Genomic DNA, 21715 nt, shown 5'->3' on the forward strand with positions numbered 1-21715 from the left:
CATGCCCGTCACGCCGGACGATGCCGAACTGATGGACGTCCAGCAGGGCGGGCGCTGCTTCTTCTGCGACGGGCCGGTGGGGGCGAAGGCGACTTTCGACCACCTGATCCCCCAGGCCTATGGCGGGATCGACGATCCGGCCAACGTCGTGCTGGCGCATCGCCGCTGCAACCAGCGCAAGGGCGACCGCCTGCCGACCGACGAGGAGCTCGACCGCTTCTTCGCGCTGCGCCGCTCCAGCCGGCTCGGCGTCTGGCCCCCCTTGCGTGCGCTGCGCGACGGGGATGAAGGGGCCGACGAGGAGGAGCGGTGGATGGCGGTGGCTCAGGCGATCGCGCGGGAACGGTAAGGCGCCCGATCCGGTTGATGGGAGGATACCTTATATAATGGGAGACTCCCCCGATGACCGGTTCGCAGAACAAGCAGCCCCACACCGAAGAGACCATCCGCCACACCGAGAGCGAGCAGAACACCGGCAACCACAAGAAGCCGGATGCCCCCGACGCCAAGGGCGCCGACCGCTTCGGCGGCACCCGCGCCGGTGCGGAGAATGTCGAGCCCAAGACGTAAGCAGCGGGATCGGGGACTTTTCGGGCTGGCATCCCCTGCCCGGCCTGTGCGAGACCTGTGCGAGATCCGGGGGACGGCGCCCGCAGACTTCCTGCCCCAGGCGAACGCCCCCACTTCGCACCCGTGACCAGATGGCCCCTTCGATCTTCAAACGCTACAAGCTCCATTTCACGCGGCCGCTGCCCGGCCTGCGCCCCGGCCGGCCGGAACGGGACGCCATGGTGGAGCGCGTGCGGCGGCTGGCCAGCGAGAACGGCATGGCCGGCGACCTGCACGCCATCGCTCCCAACGCCGGCTTCGGCATCCTGGAGGTCCGCTGCACCGAACGGCTGGCCCGCCGCCTGTCCGACCTGTCGGAAATCGAAACCGTCCAGGAAGCCTGACCGCCGGACCTTCCCCTGCGCCGGTTGGGCGCGCCAGTTCAGCGCGCCCAACCGGCGCGAAGGTGTTATGCGGCTGGCCGCAACGTTCCACCGCCCTAGGTCAGGCTCGACCGGTCCCGACTTGCGGATCGGAACCACCAGACCTGAGAGGGGAGACACCGACATGGCGATGCGGCAATCGGACGCCGAATGGCGCGGCGACCTGAAATCGGGCAGCGGCAAGATGCGGCTGGGCAGCGGGGCCTTCGAAGGCGCCTATTCCTTCCCGTCGCGCTTCGAAAACGGCCAGGGCACCAATCCGGAGGAGTTGATCGCCGCCGCGCATGCCGGCTGCTTCTCCATGGCGCTGTCCGCCGGCCTCGCCCAGGCCGGCCACACCCCGACCCGCGTCCACACCACCGCCAAGGTCCATCTGGAAAAGGCCGGTGCCGGCTTCGCCATCAGCCGGATCGAGCTGGAGTGCGAGGCGGAGATCCCCGGCATCGATGACTCCACCTTCCAGGAACAGGCGGCCGGCGCCAAGGCCAACTGCCCAGTGTCGAAGGCGCTCGCCGGCACCGAGATCAGCCTGACCGCCAAGCTGGTCTGACGCCACGGCGATCCATGCGCCGCCCGGTCGACGGGCGGCGCTTCGTCCAATTCGCGTGCCGCCGGCGATAATAAATCGGCTTGGCCGGGATGAACCTGCCGGAAGGGCAAGGGGTCGTCCGCGCCGCTGCTCGGCCGAAGGGCAGATTGACCCAACAGCATCCGCCCACCCATAGTGCCGCGTTCCGCGCGCGGAAGCTCCCGTCTTCCGTCCGCCGTATCAATCGAACGACGGACAATGTTTGCCGCAGCCACTCGCCTTCTTAAGCCAGCACTTCTTCTGCTTGCGCTCGCGTGGGCTGTACCGGCGGCTGCGACCGATGCCGGCAGGCCGGCGACCGGACCCGAACCGGTGATCCTGGCGCTGGACGGCGAATTCGGGCTGACCAACAGCACCTCGGCCGAGGCCATAGAACGCGGCATCCTGACCGCCATCGACGACATCAACCGCCAGGGCGGCGTGCTGGGCGGACGGCCGCTGGCCCTGATCACGCGCGAACACCGGTCGATCTCCGCCCGCGGCATCAAGAACATCCGGGAACTCGCCACCATCCCCGACCTGATCGCGGTGTTCGGCGGCCGGTTCAGCCCGGTGGTGATCGAGGAGCTGCCGGTCCTGCAGCAGACCCGCACCCTGTTCCTGGCGCCGTGGTCGTCGGCGGACGGCATCGTCGACAACGGGATGAATCCCAACTACATCTTCCGCCTGTCGCTGCGCGATGGGTTGGCCATGCCCTTCCTGCTGACGCGCGCCGCCGACCGCGGGCTGACCCGCGTCGGGCTGCTGCTGACCAACACCGCCTGGGGGCGCTCCAACCTGGAGGCCGCGAACCGTCATCTCGCCGGGCGCGACAGCCCGAGCGTGGTCGGCACCGCCTGGTACAATTGGCGCGACCGCAAGCTGATCGACAAGTACGAGGAGCTGGAGGCCGCCGGCGCCCAGGCCATCCTGCTGGTCGCCAACGACGACGAGGCCGCCGTGCTGGTGCGCGAGGTGGCGGCCCTGCCGCCCGGCCGGCGGCTGCCGATCCTCAGCCACTGGGGGGTTACCGGCGGGGATTTCGTTGGGCAGGCCGGACCCGCCTTGCAGGAGGTCGACTTCACCGTGATCCAGACGGTCAGCCCCTTCCGCATCCCGCCCGAACGGCTGGCTCCGGTCCTGGAGACCGCCGGGCGCCTGTTCGGAATCCACCGGCCGGAGGACATCGTGTCGCCGGTCGGCTTCCTGCACGCCTATGACCTGACCCGCATCCTGGCGCTGGCGATCGACCGTGCCGGTACCACCGACCGGGCCGCCGTGCGCGACGCGCTGGAGCAGGTCGGCCCCTATCGTGGGGTGATCCGCGATTTCGACCGCCCCTTCGCCCCCGACCGGCACGAGGCGCTGGGACCGCAAGACCTGCTGATGGCACGCTTCCGTGCCGACGGCGCGCTGGTCCCGGTGGAATGAGCGCGCCGATGACCGGACCCGATCCCTACCGCCCCCCGAACAGCGCCATCCCCCCGAGCGCCATCCCCAGCGCGGCGCAACGGATGCTGACCTCCGGCCGGCTGGCCCGCCGCTTCGCGCTGGTGTCGCTGATGCTGGGCGTTCTGATCGCCATCCTGATCGGCGCCAGCCTCTATGTGGTGTCCAGCCGCCATCTGGCGCGCCAGCATCTCGCCAATGTGGAAGCGAACGCCAGCCTCGCCGCCCGCCAGACCGAAGGGCTGCTCAACACGCTGGTCACCACCATGCGCGAACTGGCGGACAACAGCGTGCTCGCCACGGCTCTGGTCGATTCCGCGGGCAAGGAAACCTATCTGGTCCCCTTCCTGGGCAGCTTCAATCACATCGCCAGCGTGCCCGTGGCGATCGTTTTCACCGATTTCGAAGGGGAACCGATCGCCGACAACGGACGCCAGTCCGGCACGCTGTCCATCTCCCCCGCCGACATGGCCTGGCTCCGCGCGGCAATCGCCGCCGGAAAGCCGGCCGCCACCGTGATCCACCAGGACGACACCCATTACCTGCTGGCGGCGGAGATGCTGATCTATTCCCGCACCAGCTCGCCGGAAGGGGCGCTGCTCTACAAGGTTCCGCTCGACTCCCTGGTGCTGCATCCGGAAGCGGAGCTGCTGCACACCGGGGAGCAACCGCGGCCACTGGCTTCGGACATGATTGCGGTGACCGTTCCGCTCACCGTGCCGAACAGGTTGTCAACGCTCGGGCTGCAGCTTCGGCTGGAGGCGCCGGGCACGCCGACCACCGCCCTGCTCTCCTGGATGCTGCCGGCCTACGGCCTGGTCGCCGTTGCCGCCCTGCTGGCGATCTATATCGGCAGCCGCGCCGTCGGCAGCCACATGACCCGCTCCCTGCGCGAACTGGAACGGCTGGCCGGCTCCATCGCCACCGACGGATTCACCGGCCAGCGCGCCAGGGTGCGCGGCAACGACGAGGTGTCGGCGCTGGCCCGCGGCTTCAACGCCATGCTGGACCATATCGCGGCGATCCAGCGCGAGCGCGAGATGCGCGCTGCCGAGGAGATCACCATCCAGCGCACGCTGGCCGAACGCGCCGAACAGGCGCGCGCCGAGGCCGAAAGCGCCCGCAACGAGGCGGAGCGTTCGCGCCAGGAGGCGGTGATGGCGCTGATGGTGGCGGAGCGCGCCAACGCCGCAAAGACCCATTTCCTGGCCGCCGCCAGCCATGACCTGCGCCAGCCGGTTCAGTCGCTGGTCCTGCTGACCTCGGCATTGGCGCTGAGGCTGGGCGACCATCCCGCCGCGGCGCTGGTCGGCAGCATCGAGGCGTCGATGGACGCGCTGTGCCGGCTGCTCGACGCCATCCTGGACATTTCGAAGCTGGATGCCGGCACCGTCTCCCCCAACGTGCAGACGGTGTCTCTCGGCGCCATCTTCGCGCGGCTGGAGGGGGAGTACCGGCTCCGCGCCGCGGAGAAGGGCATCGCCTTCCGCAGCGTTCCCACCGGCGTGACGCTGAACGCCGACCCGGCCCTGCTGGAGCGGATCATCCGCAATCTGGTGGAGAACGCACTGCGCTACACCGACCATGGCCGTATCCTGCTGGGCTGCCGCCATGGCTCAGGGACCTTGCGCATCCAGATCCACGACACCGGCATCGGCATTCCACCGGAGCATCTGGAGCGGATCTTCCACGAGTTCTACCAGATCTCCAACCCCACCCGCGACCGCGGCAAGGGGCTGGGGCTGGGGCTCGCCATCGTCGACCGGCTGGCGCGGCTGCTGGGATACCGGGTGCATGTCGCGTCCCGGCCCAACCGCGGCTCCTGCTTCACGCTGGAGATCCCGATGCCGGCCCTGTCCGCGCCGGCCATCGTACCGGCGGAGGCGGAGGCGGAGCACGCCCCGCAACCGGGGCGCGGCATCGCGCTGGTGATCGACGACGACCCGCTGGTGCGCGAGGGACTGACCCTGCTGATCGAGGATCTCGGCTGGCGGGCGATCGCGGCGGACAGCGCCGGCCATGCGCTCCGCCTGCTGCGGGAGCAGCCGCGCCCGCCCGATCTGGTGATCGCCGATTACCGGCTGGAGGCGGGGGCCACCGGGCTGCAGGCGATCCACGCCGTGGAGACCGCGCTGACGGAACAGGGGCACGCACCGCCCCTCAGCGTCGTGCTGACCGGCGACACCGCGCCCGAACGCATCGCCGATGCCGAGGCCAGCGGCTACCGCATCCTGCACAAGCCCATCGCCGCCAAGGAGGTGGCGCAGTTGCTGAGCGGCGCGCTGCTGGACGGGTCCGGCCGCGACGATGCCCGCGGGCCCACACCTGAAGGCGCCGGCCGCCGCGACTCAGCCATCCTGCAGGGCTGAGCGCGCCGGCCGGCCGCTTCCTGCCTTCGGCACGCTACCCGCGCTGGGATTGCCCTGCGGCATCGACCTGGAGGGCGAGCCGCTCTATGGCGCGCACCGCCATCTCCTGGCGGCGTGCCGGGTCTCGTATCTCCTGCCGCAGATGGGCCGCCGCCGCGTCTTCCAGCGCGCCCCGCGCCTCCTCGGGCGTGAGGAGGCCCTTTTCAACCATTGCAATCACCAGCGATTCACAAATCGAGAGAGCGGCCATGCCCGCCGCCTCTTCCTCCGCCGTCATCATGCCCCCCGTCCGTTTGTTCCTTGCACTGCCCCTCCGGCGTCGGTGCTGCCCATCCGACATCGCAAAAGGCATAGGAACAACAGCGGGGTCTGTGGCGCGTCACACCACATTCGAGAAAAATATCCGGCCTATTAACCTATGTTGTAGCCCCTTTTTCCGAAAGCCTTAAACGTTCGATACGACGCGGAACCGGTTGAACTGCGCATCCGTTCATCAAGGCGCCAATATTAGGACAAAGAAGGCAAAGAGACGAACATGACTCGCGCCCCGGCGAGCCGCGCCCTCGAGCCCACTCCATTGTGGCTCAAATTGAGCAGCTACCTCGTTCTGTCGGATGAGGAGAAATCGTACCTTTCTGATTTGGAAAGGACGATCGTGCGCGAGCCGCCCCGGACGGATCTTCTCCAGCAGGGCGAAAGATACCGGGATGTCCGCATCATACGCGACGGCTGGGCAATTCGTCACAAAGCCTTGCCGGACGGACGGCGCCAGGTGGTTAACTTCGTGCTGCCCGGCGATCTCATCGGCATGTATTGCACGCTGTTCGAATCCGCGGACCACAGCGTCACCACCTTGACCGCGGTGGAGGTGGCGAGTTTCCCGCCCGAACGGATCGGCGAGCTTTTCCGCTCCTTTCCCCGCCTTGCCGCCGCCCTCGCCTGGTCCGGCGCGCGGGAGGAGGCCATCGTCGCCGAACGCCTGCTCAGCCTGGGCCGGCGCACCGCGCTGGAGCGAACCGCCCACCTGATCGTGGAGCTTCTGCGCCGGCTCAGCATCGTCAACATGGCGACCGATGGGCATTTCGTGCTGCCGGTGACGCAGGAAATCCTGGCCGACGCGCTGGGGCTGAGCATCGTCCACATCAACCGCACCCTCCGCCGCCTGCGCGACAGCGGCCTGATCGAGTTGAATGGTCAGCGCATCACCGTCAACGACGTGCGCCAACTCGCCTCCGTCGGCCAGTTCGACGAACTGTACCTCCACCTGATCCGCGCGCCCCGCCGTCTGGAACGCGCCTTCTCCGGCGCGCCCCATCACCACAACGGCGCCCGCCCGGACGGCGAAGACCGCCCGAAGGCATAGGTTTCCACTCTCTCGGACCTTCTCACCGGCACCAATCCCCCTCCCTCCTGGGGAGAGGGGATTATCCTACGGCTTTGATCAGCTATTCCCGCGGCAGAGCCCCTCCCCCCTCGACCTCCCCATTCTGCACCGCACAAAATTTGCAAAACCACATCGCCCTTGTATCGGGGGATGCCTTGGCACGTCTATTCTCAACGGACAGCGGCCCAAGGCACGCTGTCATTCATTAAACTAAGCATTTGAAAGATCATGTGTTTCTGCAGACCGCTCACCCCACCCCGAAAGCGACACACAATTCCGCTTTACAGTCGTTGATCTGTATCATATTTTTCCTTGAGAAATTGTTCGCTGGACGCGCAATCCATCTCGGGGATGCCGATGTACACGCAAGGTTTGGATGCCAAGACCGAGCAGGGCGCTCAACCGTCTCCCCGGCTGGTGACGGAACAGGAAGCCGCTCTCCAGGGCCGCTTCCAGGAGCGCGTCGACGCCGAAGAGAAGATCGAGCCGCGCGACTGGATGCCGGAGGGTTACCGCCGCACGCTGGTCCGCCAGATCTCGCAGCACGCCCATTCGGAAATCGTCGGCATGCTGCCGGAAGGGAACTGGATCACCCGCGCGCCGACCTTGCGCCGCAAGGTGGCCCTTCTGGCGAAGGTGCAGGACGAGGGCGGGCACGGCCTCTACCTCTACAGCGCCGCCGAGACGCTGGGCGTGTCGCGCGACGAGCTGGTCGGGCAACTGCTGTCGGGAAAGGCCAAATATTCCAGCATCTTCAACTACCCGACCCCGACCTGGGCCGACATCGGCGCCATCGGCTGGCTGGTGGACGGTGCGGCGATCATGAACCAGGTGCCGCTCTGCCGCTGCTCCTACGGGCCCTACGCCCGCGCCATGGTCCGTATCTGCCGGGAGGAGAGCTTCCACCAGCGCCAGGGCTACGAACTGATGCTGGCGCTGGCCCAGGGCACGCCGGAGCAGAAGCGGATGGCGCAGGACGCGCTGAACCGCTGGTGGTGGCCATCGCTGATGATGTTCGGCCCGTCGGACGACCAGTCCGCCCACTCCGCCCAGAACATGGCCTGGAAGATCAAGCGCTTCTCCAACGACGAGCTGCGCCAGCGCTTCGTCGACGCCACGGTGCCGCAGGCGGAGTTCCTGGGCCTGACCATCCCGGACCCGGAACTGCGCTTCAATGCCGAGACCGGCCATTACGAATTCGGCGCCATCGACTGGACCGAGTTCAACGAGATCCTGAAGGGCAACGGCCCCTGCAACCGCGAACGCATCGAGGCCCGCCGCAAGGCGTGGGACGACGGCGCCTGGGTGCGGGACGCCGCATCCGCCCATGCCGCCAAACGCAAGCAGCGCGCCCTGAAGAAGGCCGGCTGACACAAGAATACCGAGGGGAAGAGACGATGGACCGTAAGGACTGGCCGCTGTTCGAGATCTTCATCCGGCCGAAGAACGGGTTGTCGCACAAGCATGTCGGCAGCCTGCACGCCGCCGACGCCCGCATGGCGCTGGACAATGCCCGCGACGTCTACACCCGCCGCGGCGAGGGCGTCAGCATCTGGGCGGTCCCAGCATCCAGTATCGCAGCGTCCGACCCGTCGGAGAAGGCCAGCCTGTTCGATCCGGCCGACGACAAGGTCTATCGCCACCCGACCTTCTACGACATCCCCGCAGACGTCAAAAATATCTAGCCGGAAGAACATCTGATGAGCACGGATCTCAAAGAGGCCCTGTTCGCCACCGCGCTACGGCTGGGCGACACGTCGCTGGTGCTGGGGCACCGGCTGTCGGAATGGTGCGGCCATGCGCCGGAGTTGGAAGAGGACATCGCGCTGACCAACGTCGCGCTCGACCTCGTCGGCCACGCCCGCATGTTGCTGACCTACGCCGGTGAACTCGAAGGCAAGGGCCGCGACGAGGACCGCCTCGCCTACCGGCGCGACGTCTTCGACTATCGCAACCATCTGCTGGTCGAGCAGCCCAACCGCGACTTCGGCCACACCATCGTCCGCCAGTTCCTGCACGACGCCTGGTCAGTGGAACTGTACGAGCGGCTCTGCGCCTCCAGGGACGAGACGCTCGCCGGCATCGCCGCCAAGGCGGTGAAGGAGGTGCGCTACCATGTCCGTCACAGCGGCGACTGGCTGGTGCGGCTGGGCGACGGCACCGACGTCAGCCATGCCAAGGTCGCCGACGCGCTAGGCCGCCTCTGGCCCTACACCGGCGAGATGTTCGAGCGCGACGAGGCCGAACAGGCGCTGGTCGCCGCCGGCATCCTCCCCGACCCGGCCGAACTGAAGGCCGGCTGGGCCGCCCGCGTCGAAGCGGTGCTGGAGGAGGCGACGCTCGACCGCCCGGCCGATGGCTGGATGCAGCAGGGCGGCCGCCGCGGCGAGCACAGCGAGCATCTGGGCTATCTGCTGGCCGAGATGCAGTTCCTGCCGCGCGCCTATCCCGACGCGACGTGGTGAGGGCGAGATGCCGGATGCAGCAGGCTGCTGGGGACCGGAGCCGGGCGCCGATGCGGTCGTGAAGGCTGCCTGGGACGCGCTGGCTGGGGTGATGGATCCGGAGATCCCGGTGCTGAGCATCGTCGATCTCGGCATCGTCCGCGCGGTGTCCGCCGACGCGGACGGCCGGCTGTCGGTGGCGTTGACGCCCACCTATTCCGGTTGTCCGGCGACCAACGTGATCGTTCTGGAGACGGAAACGGCACTGGCCCGCGCCAAACTCGACGCCCGCGTCTCGGTGGTGATCGCCCCGCCCTGGACGACCGACTGGATCAGCGACGCCGGCCGGAACAAGCTGGCCGAGGTCGGCATCGTCCCGCCGCCGCATTCCGGCAAGCGGTCGCTGACGGCACCGGACGAGGTGATCGCCTGCCCGCGCTGCGGCTCTACGGACACCCGCCAGATCAGCCGCTTTGGCTCCACCGCCTGCAAGGCACTGCACGCCTGCAACGCCTGCCTCGAACCGTTCGACGTGTTCAAATGCCATTGAGTGACAGCGCCGGCCACGAATGCCCCCACCCTAACCCTCCCCCGCTTCGCAGGGGAGGGGACTGCCGCCGCTCTCCCGCATCAGGACTTGCCCCCTCCCCCGCCCAGCGGGGGAGGGTCGGGGTGGGGGCAAACGCCGCGACCACTGCCGCAACCATTCCACCGGCCCGACCAAGGACCACCCCATGACCACCCCCAGCTTCCACCCGCTGACCATCCGCGAGTGCCGCCGGGAGACCGCGGACACCGTGTCGATCGCCTTCGACGTGCCGGCCGATCTCGCCGACCGCTTCCGCTTCGTCCAGGGCCAGTATCTCACCCTCAAGACCCACATCGGGGACGAGGAGGTGCGGCGCTCCTACTCCATCTGTTCCGGCGTGGGTGACGGCGAGCTGCGCGTCGCGGTGAAGAAGGTCGATGGCGGCCTGTTCTCCACCCACGCCAACCAATCGCTGGCCCCCGGCGCGGTGCTGGAGGTGATGACGCCGATGGGGCGCTTCCACACCCCCATCGACCCGGATGCAGCGCGCACCTATGTCGCCTTCGCCGCCGGCAGCGGCATCACCCCGGTGATGTCGATCCTGAAGACCGTGCTGGCGCAGGAGCCGAAGAGCCGTTTCGTCCTGGTCTACGGCAACCGCACCGTCACCTCCATCATCTTCCGCGAAGAGCTGGAGGACCTGAAGAACCGCTACATCGGCCGGCTGGTGATCCACCATGTGCTGAGCCGCGAACCGGAAGAGGCCGGGCTGCTGGGCGGCCGCATCGGCGCCGGTCTGGTGCGCGAACTCTGTGCCGGTCCGCTCAAAGCGGAGGACATCGACGCCGCCTTCCTCTGCGGCCCCCAGCCGATGGTGGAGGAGGTGCGCGACGCCCTGGCCGGCTGCGGCACGCCGCCCGCCAACATCCATGTCGAGCTGTTCGGCACCACGACCGCCGCGCGCCCGACCGCCAGGAAGGTGGCGACCGACACGCCCACCGATGCCGCGACCATCGCCATCCTGCAGGACGGCAAGCGCAAGGAATTCACGCTGCCTTACGACGGCGAAAGCATCCTGGAGGCCGCCCACCGGCATGGCGCCGACCTGCCCTATTCCTGCAAGTCCGGCGTCTGCTGCACCTGCCGCGCCAAGGTGCGCGAAGGCAAGGTCGAGATGGCCGAGAACTACTCCCTGGAACCGTGGGAGGTCGAGGCCGGCTATGTCCTGACCTGCCAGTCGCGCCCGCTGACCGAACGGGTCGTCATCGATTTCGACGCCGCCTGACCAACGCCGCCTAATCAACGAGAAAAAGGAAACGCCCCGCCATGACCACCACCCCGCAAGCGCTGTTCGAGACGCACGAGGCCACGCTGCAGAAGGCCGTCGAGGCCTGCCGCAGCCGCGCCTATTGGTCGGCCTTCCCCGAAATGCCGAGCCCGCGCGCCTATGGCGAGACGGCGGCGACGGATGGCGAGGCGGCCTTCGCGGCCTACCGCGACAAACCCTTCGAACTTGACCAGCCGGGCGTGACCGGTACTGTGGGTGGCGAGCGTTCGCCCTTCGGCTTCGACCTCGGCATCGCCTATCCGGTGTCGGACGTCGACGCGCTGGTCAAGGCGGCCAAGGCGGCGATGCCGGGCTGGCGCAAGGCGGGGCCGAACGGCCGGGCCGGCGTCTGCCTGGAAATCCTCAAGCGGCTGAACGCGCGGTCCTTCGAGATCGCCAACGCGGTGATGCACACCACCGGTCAGGCCTTCATGATGGCCTTCCAGGCCGGCGCCCCCCACGCCCAGGACCGTGGGCTGGAGGCCGTCGCCTATGGCTGGAAGGCGATGACCGACCAGACCCCGGCGGCGCGTTGGGAGAAGCCGCAGGGCAAGAACCCGCCGCTGGTGATGGACAAGCGCTTCGAGGTGGTCGGCCGTGGCGTCGGGCTGGTCATCGGCTGCGCCACCTTCCCGACCTGGAACGGCTATCCCGGCCTGTTCGCCAGCCTCGTCACCGGCAACGCGGTGATCGTGAAGCCCGGCCCGACCGCCATCCTGCCGCTCGCCATCACCGTGAAGATCGCGCGCGAGGTGCTGGCGGAGTGCGAGCTCGACCCCAACCTCGTCACGCTCGCCATCGGCGACACCGTCGCCAAGGATCTAGCGCTGCGGCCGGAAGTGGCGGTGATCGACTACACCGGCTCCACCGGCTTCGGCGACTGGCTGGAGCAGAACGCCCGTCAGGCCCAGGTCTACACCGAGAAGGCCGGCGTCAACACGGTGGTGATCGACGGCACCGACGATCCCAAGGGCATGGTGCGCAACCTCGCCTTCACGCTCAGCCTCTATTCCGGGCAGATGTGCACGACGACCCAGGTCATCTTCGTGCCCAAGGACGGCATCCAGGCCGGTCCCGACCGCATGAGCTTCGATCAGGTCGTCTCGGCGCTGGCCGGCGGCGTCGACAAGTTCCTGTCCGACTCGGAACGCGCGGTGGAGGTGCTGGGCGCCATCCAGTCCGACGCCACGCTGGCCCGCATCGACGAGGCCGCCAAGCTCGGCACCGTCGTGCTGCCGTCGCGCACCATCGCCCATCCGAAATTCCCCAATGCCCGCATCCGCACGCCGCTGATCCTGACCATGGATGCGGCCGACGAGGACAAGTACGGCCATGAGCTGTTCGGCCCGATCTCCATCATCGTGAAGACCGACAGCACCTCCGACAGCCTGGAGCGCGCCGCCCGATTGACCCGGACCAAGGGCGCCCTGACCACCGGCCTCTACAGCACCGACCCGCAGCTGATCGAGCAGGCGACCGACCTGTTCGTCGAGGCCGGCGTCGCCCTGTCGGTCAACCTGACCGGCAGCGTCTTCGTCAACCAGTCGGCGGCCTTCAGCGACTTCCACGGCACCGGCGCCAACCCGGCGGCAAATGCCGCGCTGTGCGACCTCGCCTTCGTCGCCAACCGCTTCCGCGTGGTGCAAAGCCGCGTTCCCGTTCTGGAGGCCGCGCAATGAGCGAGACTATCGGGACCGCCGAAAAGACCATCCTTCTCGACATCGCCGACGGCGTCGCCACCATCACGCTGAACCGGCCCGACCGGCTGAACAGCTTCACCGCGGCGATGCATGAGGAACTGCGCGAGGCCGTCGGCGAGGTGCGCGACGACAAGGCCGTGCGCTGCCTGCTGCTGACCGGCGCCGGGCGCGGCTTCTGCGCCGGGCAGGATTTGTCCGACCGCGCCGTCGCGCCGGGCGCCCAGGGGCCCGACCTCGGCGTGTCGATCGAGACCAACTACAACCCGCTGGTCCGGTCCTTGCGCGCCCTGCCGATGCCGGTGGTCTGCGCCGTCAACGGCGTCGCCGCCGGGGCGGGCGCCAACATCGCTCTCGCCTGCGACATCGTTCTGGCGGCGCGGTCGGCCAGCTTCATCCAGGCCTTCTGCAAGATCGGGCTGATCCCCGACAGCGGCGGCACCTGGACCCTGCCGCGTCTGGTCGGCCATGCCCGCGCCATGGGACTCGCCATGCTGGGCGACAAGGTCACGGCCGAGCAGGCGGAAGCCTGGGGCATGATCTGGAAGGCGGTGGACGACGACAAGCTGATGGCGGAGGCCGGCGCGCTCGCCCGCCAGCTCGCCACCCAGCCGACGCGCGGTCTGGCCCTCATCAAGCAGGCGCTCAACGCCTCCTCCGCCAATGATCTCGACACCCAGCTGGATCTGGAACGCGATCTCCAGCGCGAGGCCGGCCGCACGCAGGACTATCGTGAGGGCGTCGCCGCCTTCGTCGAAAAGCGCGCGCCGAAGTTCGAGGGGCGATGATGGCGGCGCTCGATCCCTCCATCACCGTCGCGGTGGTCGGGGCCGGCGCCATGGGCCAGGGCATCGCCCAGGTCGCGGCACAGGCCGGCCATCCGGTCCTGTTGGTCGACACCCGCCCCGGTGCCGCCCAGGCCGCCGTCGAGTCCATCGCCAGGGCGCTGACCGCGCTGGTCGAAAAGGGCAAGCGCACCGCGGCGGAGCGTGACGCCACCGTGGACCGGCTGCGCGCGGTGAACGGCCTGTCCGACCTCGCCCCCGCCGGTCTGGTGGTGGAGGCCATCGTCGAGGACCTCGACGTCAAGCGCCGCCTGTTCGCCGAGTTGGAAGGCATCGTCGGGCGCGAGGCCATCCTCGCCACCAACACCTCGTCGCTGTCGGTCACCGCCATCGGCGCCGGGGTGCAGCGGCCGGAACGGTTGGCCGGCCTGCATTTCTTCAACCCGGCGCCGTTGATGGCGCTGGTGGAGATCGTCAGCGGGCTGGCGACCGACGTAACGGTGCTCGACACGCTGTTCGACACGGCGAAGGCCTGGGGCAAGAGCCCGGTACGCTGCCGCTCCACCCCCGGCTTCATCGTCAACCGGGTCGCCCGCCCCTTCTACGCCGAAGGGCTGCGGCTGGTGCAGGAGCAGGCTGCCGATCCCGCCACCATCGACGCCATCGCCCGCGAGGCCGGCGGCTTCCGCATGGGGCCGTTCGAACTGATGGACCTGATCGGCCATGACGTGAACTTCGCCGTCACCCGCTCCGTCCACGCCGCCTATTTCGGCGACCCGCGCTTCCAACCTTCGCTGATCCAGCAGGAGTTGGTCGAGGCCGGGCGTCTCGGCCGCAAGACCGGCCGCGGCTTCTACGACCACAGCCCCGGCTCCACGAAGCCGGTGCCGTGCAGCGCCGAGCCGGGCGCCAAGCCGCAGCGTGTCACCGTGCGGGGCGACCTCGGCCCCGCCGCGTCCCTGGTCGAGCTGTTGCACGAGGCCGGAATCGCCGTCGAGGAAGCGCCCGGCCCCGGCGTGCTGGTCGTCGATGGCGTCACGCTGGCCCTGACCGACGGCCGCACCGCCACCGCCCGCGCGGCCGAAGACGGTATCGCTCCGCTGGTGCTGTTCGACCTCGCGCTGGACTACGCCAAGGCGACCCGCGTCGCGCTGGCCCCCGCCGACGGAACGCCGGCCGAGGCGCTCGCCATCGCCGCCGGGCTGTTCCAGGCGCTGGGCAAGGCGGTGTCGGTGATCGACGACGCCCCCGGTCTGGTGGTGATGCGCACCGTCGCCATGCTCGCCAACGAGGCGGCGGACGCGACGATGCAGGGGGTCGCCAGCGCCGCCGACATCGACATCGCGATGACCAAGGGCGTGAACTACCCGCTGGGTCCGCTGGCCTGGGCCGACCGCATCGGTCTGCCCCATGTGCTGGCCGTGCTCGACGCGCTGGCCCGCACTTACGGCGAGGACCGCTACCGCGCGTCGGCTCTGCTGCGCCGGAGGATCGCTGCCGCCCAAATCCCCTCTCCCCCCTGGGGAGAGGGTCAGGGTGAGGGGGTCGCGTCGCGTGGCTCCGCAAGTGGCGGACACTCCAGCTTCACCGCCGACTCCACGCCGCGCATCCCCCTCACCCCAACCCTCTCCCCGGGGGGGAGAGGGGGAAACAAGGACCTGCCCGCATGACCACCGACCCCCAAAGCCTCGCCGAAGCGGTCGGCCGCGGCATGTACGAGCGCGACCATTGCGCCCAGGCCCATGGCATCGAACTGCTGGAGATCGCCCCCGGCTATTCCCGCATGGCGATGACGGTGCGCAAGGACATGGTGAACGGCCACGACATCGGCCATGGCGGCATGACCTTCACGCTGGCCGACACCGCCTTCGCCTATGCCTGCAACGCGGCGAACGAGGTGACAGTGGCGGCGGGCTGCTCCATCACCTTCCCGGCTCCGGCCAAGCTGGGCGACGTGCTGACCGCCGAATGCCGCGAGGTCCACAAGCGCGGCCGCTCCGGCGTCTACGACGTCACCGTCACCAAACAGGACGGCACGGTGGTCGGCCTGTTCCGCGGCCAGTCGGCGCGCATCGTGGGGACCGTGATTCCTGTGGAGTAACCGCCCCCCTGGCGGTCACGGTCACGATCCCCATCTGATAGTTTCTGGAGCGAACCATGCGTGAAGCCTACATCTGCGATGCCGTCCGCACCCCCTTCGGCCGTTACAGCGGCGGGCTGGCCCCGGTGCGCCCGGACGACCTCGCCGCGGTGCCGCTGAAGGCGCTGATGGAACGCAACCCCGGTGTCGAATGGTCCGCGGTGGACGACGTGATCCTCGGCTGCGCCAACCAGGCCGGCGAGGACAACCGCAACGTCGCCCGCATGGCGGCACTGCTGGCAGGATTGCCCGAGACGGTGCCCGGCACCACCGTCAACCGCCTCTGCGGCTCCGGCATGGACAGCATCGGCATGGCCGCCCGCGCCATCAAGGCGGGCGAGGCCGAGCTGATCGTCGCCGGCGGCGTGGAGAGCATGACCCGCGCGCCCTTCGTCATGGGCAAGTCCGACAGCGCCTTCTCCCGGCAGGCCGAAATCTTCGACACCACCATCGGCTGGCGCTTCGTCAATCCATTGATGAAGGCGAAGTTCGGCATCGACAGCATGCCGGAGACGGCGGAGAACGTCGCCGCCGCCTACGCCATTTCCCGCGCCGACCAGGACGCCTTCGCCGTCCGCAGCCAGCAGCGCGCCGGCCGCGCTCAGGAATCCGGCCGTCTGGCCCGCGAGATCGTGCCGGTCAGCATCCCCCGCCGCAAGGGCGAGCCGACCATCGTCGCCGCCGACGAGCATCTGCGCCCCGACACGACGCTGGAGGCGCTGGCCAAGCTCTCCACCCCCTTCCGCAAGGAAGGCGGCAGCGTCACCGCCGGCAACGCGTCGGGCGTCAATGACGGTGCCGCCGCCGTGATCGTGGCCTCGGCCGATGCGGTGAAGCGCTATGGCCTGACCCCGCGCGCCCGCGTCGTCGGCACCGCGGTGGCCGGCGTGGCGCCGCGCGTGATGGGCATCGGCCCGGCGCCGGCGACGCAGAAGCTGCTGGCCCGCCTCGGCCTCTCCATCGGCGACATCGACGTGATCGAGCTGAACGAGGCCTTCGCCGCCCAGGGCCTCGCCGTGCTGCGCATGCTGGGCCTGCCCGACGATGCCGAGCATGTGAACCCCAACGGCGGCGCCATCGCGCTCGGCCACCCGCTGGGCGCCAGCGGCACCCGTCTGGTCGCCAGCGCGGTGATGGAGCTGGAGGACCGCAAGGCGACCCGCGCGCTCTGCACCATGTGCATCGGCGTCGGCCAGGGCATCGCCATGATGGTGGAGCGGGTCTGAACAGATAAGGGCATCACCGGCCGCCAAGCGCCGGGAACCGGAACGAAGGGGAGAAGCGCACCATGTCCATCATGACCGACGCCACTGTCAGCAACGGCGCGAAAGCCGGCATGGACCGCTACGAGTTCGCCAGCCGCGACGAGATCGTCGCGATGCAGACGGAGCGGCTGGCATGGTCGCTGCGTCACTCCTACGCCAACGTCGCGTCTTTCCGCGCCAAGTGCGAGGCGAAGGGCGTCCATCCCGACGACTTCAAGGAATTGAAGGATCTGGCGCTGTTCCCCTTCACCGTGAAGGACGACCTGCGCCGGGCCTATCCCTTCGGCATGTTCGCCGTGCCGATGGAGGACATCGTGCGCGTTCATGCCTCCAGCGGCACCACCGGGCGGCCGACGGTGGTCGGCTATACCAAGGGCGACATCGACGTGTGGGCGGAGGTCGTCGCCCGCTCCATCCGGGCGGCGGGCGGCACGCGCGGCGACATCGTGCACATCGCCTATGGTTACGGCCTGTTCACCGGCGGCCTCGGCGCCCATTACGGGGCGGAGCGGCTGGGCTGCACCGTCATCCCGATGTCGGGCGGCCAGACCGAGAAGCAGGTCCAGCTGATCCAGGACTTCAAGCCGACCATCATCATGGTCACGCCGTCCTACATGCTGAACATCGCCGACGAGATGCGCCGCCAGGGCATCGACCCGCGCAGCACCAGCCTTCGCGTCGGCATCTTCGGCGCCGAGCCCTGGACCGGCGCGCTGCGCGAGGAGATCGAGCGCACCTTCAACATCCACGCCGTCGACATCTACGGCCTGTCGGAGGTGATGGGGCCGGGCGTGGCGTCCGAATGCGTCGAGACCAAGGACGGCCCGGTGATCTGGGAGGACCATTTCTATCCCGAGATCATCGACCCCGAAACGGGTGAGGTGCTGCCCGACGGCTCCTACGGCGAACTGGTCTTCACCACGCTGACCAAGCAGGGCATGCCGGTCATCCGCTACCGCACCCGCGACCTGACCCGGCTGCTGCCGCCGACCTCGCGCGGCATGCGGCGGATGGACAAGATCACCGGCCGCTCCGACGACATGCTCATCATCCGCGGCGTGAACGTCTTCCCGACCCAGGTCGAGGAACTGATCTGCAAGATCCCGGCGCTCGCCCCGCACTATGAGCTGGTGGTCAGCCGCGACGGCCACATGGACAACCTCGCCGTCCGGGTGGAGATGCATGACGACATCCACCCGTCGGAGTGGGACGGCCACGCCAAGCACCTGCAGCATTCGATCAAGTCGCTGATCGGCATCAGCACCCGCGTCGAGGTCGTTGAGCCCGGCGGGATCGCCCGCTCCATCGGCAAGGCCAAGCGGGTGCAGGACCTGCGCCCGAAAAGCTGACGCTCAGCCCTTCTGCGACAGCAGCGGGAAGGCGTCCAGGACACCGGTCAGCAGGATCTGGACGCCGACGCAGAACAGCAGGAAGGCGAACAGCCGCGTCAGCACCCGCACCCGCGTCGGTCCCAGGAAGGCGACGATGCGGTCGGCGGAGCGGTAGGACAGCCAGATCAGCGCGGCGATCGCCAGCGCCGCGCCCGACATGCCCAGGAAGAACTCGATCAGCCCGCCGCCCCGCGTCGGGCGGGTGGAGCCGAGAGCGATGGCGACCGAAATGGTGCCCGGCCCTGTGGTGAAGGGAATCGTCATCGGGAAGAAGGCCGATTCCGCCAACCCGTCGCCGTCGCCGGCCGCCTGTTCCTGCTTGCGCGCCTCGTGCCGCTCCGGCGCGGTCAGCAGCGCCCAGGCCCGTTCCGCCACCACGAAGCCGCCGGCGATCCGCAGCGCCGCCATCGACACGCCGAAGAAGTTCAGCACATAGGCGCCGGCCCACAGCGCGGTCAGCATGACGATGGCCGAATAGAGGCTGACCAGCCCGGCCAGCCGCGCCCGGTCGCGCGGACTGCTGTCCGCCGTCACCTGACTGAAGATCAGCGCCATCGCGAGCGGGTTGACGATGGAGAACAGGGCGGTGAAGGCGAGCAGGAAACTGTCGAGCATGGGATCCGGAGTGTGCGTCGGCCGTCCGAACAGTTAGCTGGGACGCGGCAATGCTGGCAAGGGCGGCGTTGTGCCGGCCTTGGGGTAGTCGCATTTGGGTCCGAGGGGCAGTTGAAGCCCCTCTCCCCTTGCGGGGCGGGATCGGCCAAACGCCAACGGCGTTTTGCCGACCCGCGGGTTGGGGTGAGGGGGCGCAATTCAACGCTTCCTCCCGGCCTTCGGCCGGCTGCACCCCTCATTCCGCCCCGCAAGGGGAGAAGGGCATCCGTCGGGGTAAACGGCTGCTCCCGATTTAAATTCGGTGTCCCCCCACTCTCACCCGTTGAACAGTGTCGCGTCGATCCGCCGGACCATCGCCACCAGCCGCGGTGCGAACTCCTCCTCCAGCTTCTTCAGGTCGACCATGAAGGCTGGCCCGCCGCAGTTGAAGGCCAGCACCTGCGATCCGTCGCGCGGCACGAAGGGGACGCCGACGGCATGCACCTCCGACTTCCAGGCGCCGATGGAGCGGCAATAGCCGCGTGTCCGGTAATCCTCGATGGCCTGGAGGATGCCGTCGCGGATCTCCGGCCAGCGCTCCCCCTCATGCTCCTCCAGCTTCGCCATCAGGGGCGCGCGCTCAGCCTCCGGCAAGGCGGCCAGATAGGCGCGGCCCATGCCGGTGGTCGACAGCTTGATGTGGGAGCCGACGTCGAGCGACAGGGTGATCGGACCGGTCGCCTTGCAGCATTCCAGATAGATCATGCTCAGCCGGTCGCGCCCGCCCAGCGCCACGGCAAGCCCGGTCTGGTCGGCCAGTTCCTGCATCAGCGGGCGCGCCACCTGCCGGATGCCCATGCCGGACAGGCTGGCATAGCCCAGCGCCAGCACCGAGGTGCCGAGCCGGTACTTGCCGGTGTTCTGGTCGTAGGCGAGATAGCCCAGCTTGGCCAGCGTGTAGGTCAGCCGCGACACCGTCGGCTTGGGCAGGCCGGTGCGCTGCGCCAGTTCCAGGTTGCCCAGCATCGATTCGTTGCGGCGGAAGGCGCGCAGCAGTTCCAGCCCACGGGCCAGCGCGGTGACGAAACGCGGGTCCTTCTCGTCATCCGCCAGATCGTCGGCGACCAGAGCCTCTTCCCGCCTGCGCATGACCAATCCTCCCGCAAACCGTTGCGGGACGATCCTGCCAGCGGGCGGACGGCAGGTCAATGAAACAGCGTTTCACAATGCGAAATTTATGACCGCAGGCCTATGCCGGCGCCTACTGCGTCGCCCCCAACCCCAGCGTCACCATGCGTTCGTACAGCGACGCGCGCGAAATGCCCAGCAGCTTCGCGGCCCGCGCCTTCACCCCGTTGGCTTCCTCCAGCGCCGCGGCGATGGCGTGGCGTTCGGCGGCGTGCAGCACCTCCTGCAACGGCCGCGCACCGGCTGCCAGCGGCAGGGCCGAGGCGCCGGCCGGATGTTGGGTGCCGGGCAGCACGCTACGGATGTGCGGCGCGGTCAGGATCGGCGCGTCGGTCAGCGCTACCACCCGCTCCAGCGTGTTGTAAAGCTCGCGCACATTGCCCGGCCAGTCATAGTCGCGCAGCACCTGCACCGCCGACTCCAGAAGCTCGCGCGGCGGCGTGCCCTGCTGGATCGCCAGCTGTTCCAGGATGCGGTCGGCGATGCTCTCGATATCCTCCGGCCGGTCGCGCAGCGGCGGCAGGGTGATCGGCACCACGTTCAGCCGGTAATAGAGGTCGGCGCGGAACTGCTTCTCGCGCACCAGGGCGTGCAGGTCGCGGCTGGTGGCGGCGATGATGCGCACATCGACCCGCACCACCTTGTTGGAGCCCAGCGGTTCGATCTCCCGCTCCTGCAGGACGCGCAGCAGCTTGGCCTGCACCGGCAGCGGCATGTCGCCGATCTCGTCCAGGAACAGGGTGCCGCCGTTGGCCAGCTGGAACTTGCCCTCGCGGTGGCGGCGGTCGGCCCCGGTGTAGGCGCCGGGGGCGACGCCGAAGAACTCCGCCTCCAGCAGGGTTTCCGGGATGGCGGCGACGTTGACGCCGACGAAGGGCTTGGACGCCCGCGGGCTGGCGGAATGGATGGCCTGGGCCAGCAGTTCCTTGCCCGTCCCCGTCTCGCCCAGCAGCAGGACGGTGCTGTCCATCTGGGCGGCGCGGCGGCCCAGCCGCTTGATCTCGCGGATCGATTCGCTGGCGCCCAGGAACTGGGAGAAGGAGTATTTGGCCCGGCGCTCATGCGCCAGCTCCTGCTGGGTGCGGGTCAGCTCCTCCTGCATCTTCTCGTACTTGCGGACCAGCGGGCGCAGATACTCGGCGCGGTCGAACAGCACGAAGCCGATGGCGCCGATGATCGAGCCGTCGATGCCGAACAGCGGCATCCGCGTCACCACGAAGGACCGGTCGTCGAATTCCATGATGTCCAGCGGCTGGGGCTGGCCGCTCTCGATTACCCGGCGCAGCTGGCTGTTGGGGATGACGTCTTCCACCTGCCGGCCGCGCGGATCGCCGGGAACGCCCAGCAGCGCCTTGTACTTCTCGTCCATCCAGGCGATGCGGCCATTGTGGTCGACCGCGACGGCGCCGACGCACATGGATTCCAGGTGTTCGAACAGGGAGTGCACCGCGCGCTGGCGCAACGCTTCGAAATCGACGGTGTCGCCCACGTCACCCTCCCAAACGGGACCGATCTTCGTCGTCCCGGTGTCGAGGCCCCTTGCGATGCCCGCTTTGGGGCCTGCTGCATTGCAGCGCAATTTGCCAACAATAT

General features: G+C 68.7%; 22 protein-coding genes. 18 read left to right on the top strand and 4 right to left on the bottom strand.

Features of this window, described 5'->3' with window-relative positions:
* The first annotated feature begins 1 nt into the window (after position 1).
* From ACWPKK_RS26760 to ACWPKK_RS26785, 6 genes are all read left to right on the top strand, one after another.
* On the top strand, positions 2–349 hold the full coding sequence (locus tag ACWPKK_RS26760) for an HNH endonuclease (protein ID WP_452010498.1): 348 nt from the start codon (positions 2–4) through the stop codon (positions 347–349).
* A 53-nt stretch (positions 350–402) separates the two neighbouring features.
* Positions 403–570, top strand: a complete 168-nt coding sequence (locus ACWPKK_RS26765) for a hypothetical protein (RefSeq protein WP_452010500.1) — start codon at positions 403–405, stop codon at positions 568–570.
* 131 nt (positions 571–701) lie between these two features.
* Positions 702–953: a hypothetical protein gene (locus ACWPKK_RS26770; RefSeq protein ID WP_014189516.1), complete on the top strand. Its 252-nt coding sequence runs from the start codon at positions 702–704 to the stop codon at positions 951–953.
* A 163-nt stretch (positions 954–1116) separates the two neighbouring features.
* Positions 1117–1542: an OsmC family protein gene (locus tag ACWPKK_RS26775; protein WP_452010502.1), complete on the top strand. Its 426-nt coding sequence runs from the start codon at positions 1117–1119 to the stop codon at positions 1540–1542.
* Between the two features lie 351 nt (positions 1543–1893).
* Positions 1894–2991 (top strand): ABC transporter substrate-binding protein, encoded by a 1098-nt coding sequence (locus tag ACWPKK_RS26780; RefSeq protein WP_452010504.1) that lies wholly within the window; start codon positions 1894–1896, stop codon positions 2989–2991.
* Positions 2992–2999: 8 nt separating this feature from the next.
* On the top strand, positions 3000–5378 hold the full coding sequence (locus tag ACWPKK_RS26785; RefSeq protein ID WP_452010506.1) for an ATP-binding protein: 2379 nt from the start codon (positions 3000–3002) through the stop codon (positions 5376–5378).
* A gap of 34 nt (positions 5379–5412) precedes the next feature.
* Here the strand turns inward: ACWPKK_RS26785 and ACWPKK_RS26790 are convergent, their stop codons facing one another.
* Positions 5413–5658, bottom strand: coding sequence for a hypothetical protein (locus tag ACWPKK_RS26790; protein WP_324870852.1), 246 nt, complete (start codon positions 5656–5658; stop codon positions 5413–5415).
* Positions 5659–5913: 255 nt separating this feature from the next.
* Between ACWPKK_RS26790 and ACWPKK_RS26795 the strand changes: the two genes are divergently transcribed.
* The 12 genes from ACWPKK_RS26795 to paaK all read left to right on the top strand — a co-directional run bounded on the left by ACWPKK_RS26795 (position 5914) and on the right by paaK (position 18298).
* Entirely contained in the window at positions 5914–6741 is an 828-nt protein-coding gene (locus ACWPKK_RS26795) for a Crp/Fnr family transcriptional regulator (RefSeq protein ID WP_324870851.1), read from the top strand.
* 378 nt (positions 6742–7119) lie between these two features.
* Positions 7120–8133, top strand: coding sequence for a 1,2-phenylacetyl-CoA epoxidase subunit PaaA (gene paaA, locus ACWPKK_RS26800; protein WP_452010509.1), 1014 nt, complete (start codon positions 7120–7122; stop codon positions 8131–8133).
* A gap of 26 nt (positions 8134–8159) precedes the next feature.
* Positions 8160–8447, top strand: coding sequence for a 1,2-phenylacetyl-CoA epoxidase subunit PaaB (gene paaB / locus ACWPKK_RS26805; RefSeq protein ID WP_085092120.1), 288 nt, complete (start codon positions 8160–8162; stop codon positions 8445–8447).
* A 15-nt stretch (positions 8448–8462) separates the two neighbouring features.
* Entirely contained in the window at positions 8463–9227 is a 765-nt protein-coding gene (paaC, locus tag ACWPKK_RS26810) for a 1,2-phenylacetyl-CoA epoxidase subunit PaaC (protein ID WP_452010512.1), read from the top strand.
* 7 nt (positions 9228–9234) lie between these two features.
* Positions 9235–9756 (top strand): 1,2-phenylacetyl-CoA epoxidase subunit PaaD, encoded by a 522-nt coding sequence (gene paaD, locus ACWPKK_RS26815; RefSeq protein WP_324870848.1) that lies wholly within the window; start codon positions 9235–9237, stop codon positions 9754–9756.
* Positions 9757–9940: 184 nt separating this feature from the next.
* Positions 9941–11020, top strand: a complete 1080-nt coding sequence (gene paaE / locus ACWPKK_RS26820) for a 1,2-phenylacetyl-CoA epoxidase subunit PaaE (RefSeq protein ID WP_452010515.1) — start codon at positions 9941–9943, stop codon at positions 11018–11020.
* A gap of 41 nt (positions 11021–11061) precedes the next feature.
* Positions 11062–12741, top strand: a complete 1680-nt coding sequence (paaN, locus tag ACWPKK_RS26825) for a phenylacetic acid degradation protein PaaN (protein ID WP_452010518.1) — start codon at positions 11062–11064, stop codon at positions 12739–12741.
* A complete protein-coding gene (gene paaG / locus ACWPKK_RS26830) occupies positions 12738–13547 on the top strand; it encodes a 2-(1,2-epoxy-1,2-dihydrophenyl)acetyl-CoA isomerase PaaG (RefSeq protein WP_452010520.1) in 810 nt (269 codons plus the stop codon). The genes paaN and paaG overlap by 4 nt, the downstream gene beginning before the upstream one ends.
* Positions 13547–15214, top strand: coding sequence for a 3-hydroxyacyl-CoA dehydrogenase PaaH (gene paaH / locus ACWPKK_RS26835; protein ID WP_452010779.1), 1668 nt, complete (start codon positions 13547–13549; stop codon positions 15212–15214). The genes paaG and paaH overlap by 1 nt, the downstream gene beginning before the upstream one ends.
* A complete protein-coding gene (paaI, locus tag ACWPKK_RS26840) occupies positions 15211–15645 on the top strand; it encodes a hydroxyphenylacetyl-CoA thioesterase PaaI (RefSeq protein WP_452010524.1) in 435 nt (144 codons plus the stop codon). Before paaH ends, paaI begins: the two co-directional genes overlap by 4 nt.
* Positions 15646–15701: 56 nt before the next feature.
* Positions 15702–16910: a 3-oxoadipyl-CoA thiolase gene (pcaF, locus tag ACWPKK_RS26845; RefSeq protein ID WP_452010526.1), complete on the top strand. Its 1209-nt coding sequence runs from the start codon at positions 15702–15704 to the stop codon at positions 16908–16910.
* Positions 16911–16972: 62 nt separating this feature from the next.
* Positions 16973–18298, top strand: a complete 1326-nt coding sequence (paaK, locus tag ACWPKK_RS26850; protein WP_452010528.1) for a phenylacetate--CoA ligase PaaK — start codon at positions 16973–16975, stop codon at positions 18296–18298.
* Positions 18299–18301: 3 nt separating this feature from the next.
* Here the strand turns inward: paaK and ACWPKK_RS26855 are convergent, their stop codons facing one another.
* The 3 genes from ACWPKK_RS26855 to ACWPKK_RS26865 form a co-directional block, all read right to left on the bottom strand.
* Complete coding sequence (locus tag ACWPKK_RS26855; RefSeq protein WP_324870840.1) at positions 18302–18955, bottom strand: MarC family protein; 654 nt, start codon at positions 18953–18955, stop codon at positions 18302–18304.
* A gap of 315 nt (positions 18956–19270) precedes the next feature.
* On the bottom strand, positions 19271–20083 hold the full coding sequence (locus ACWPKK_RS26860) for an IclR family transcriptional regulator (protein ID WP_452010532.1): 813 nt from the start codon (positions 20081–20083) through the stop codon (positions 19271–19273).
* 112 nt (positions 20084–20195) lie between these two features.
* Entirely contained in the window at positions 20196–21611 is a 1416-nt protein-coding gene (locus ACWPKK_RS26865) for a sigma-54 interaction domain-containing protein (RefSeq protein WP_452010535.1), read from the bottom strand.
* Positions 21612–21715 lie beyond the last annotated feature (104 nt).

Source organism: Azospirillum largimobile, from assembly GCF_977007025.2.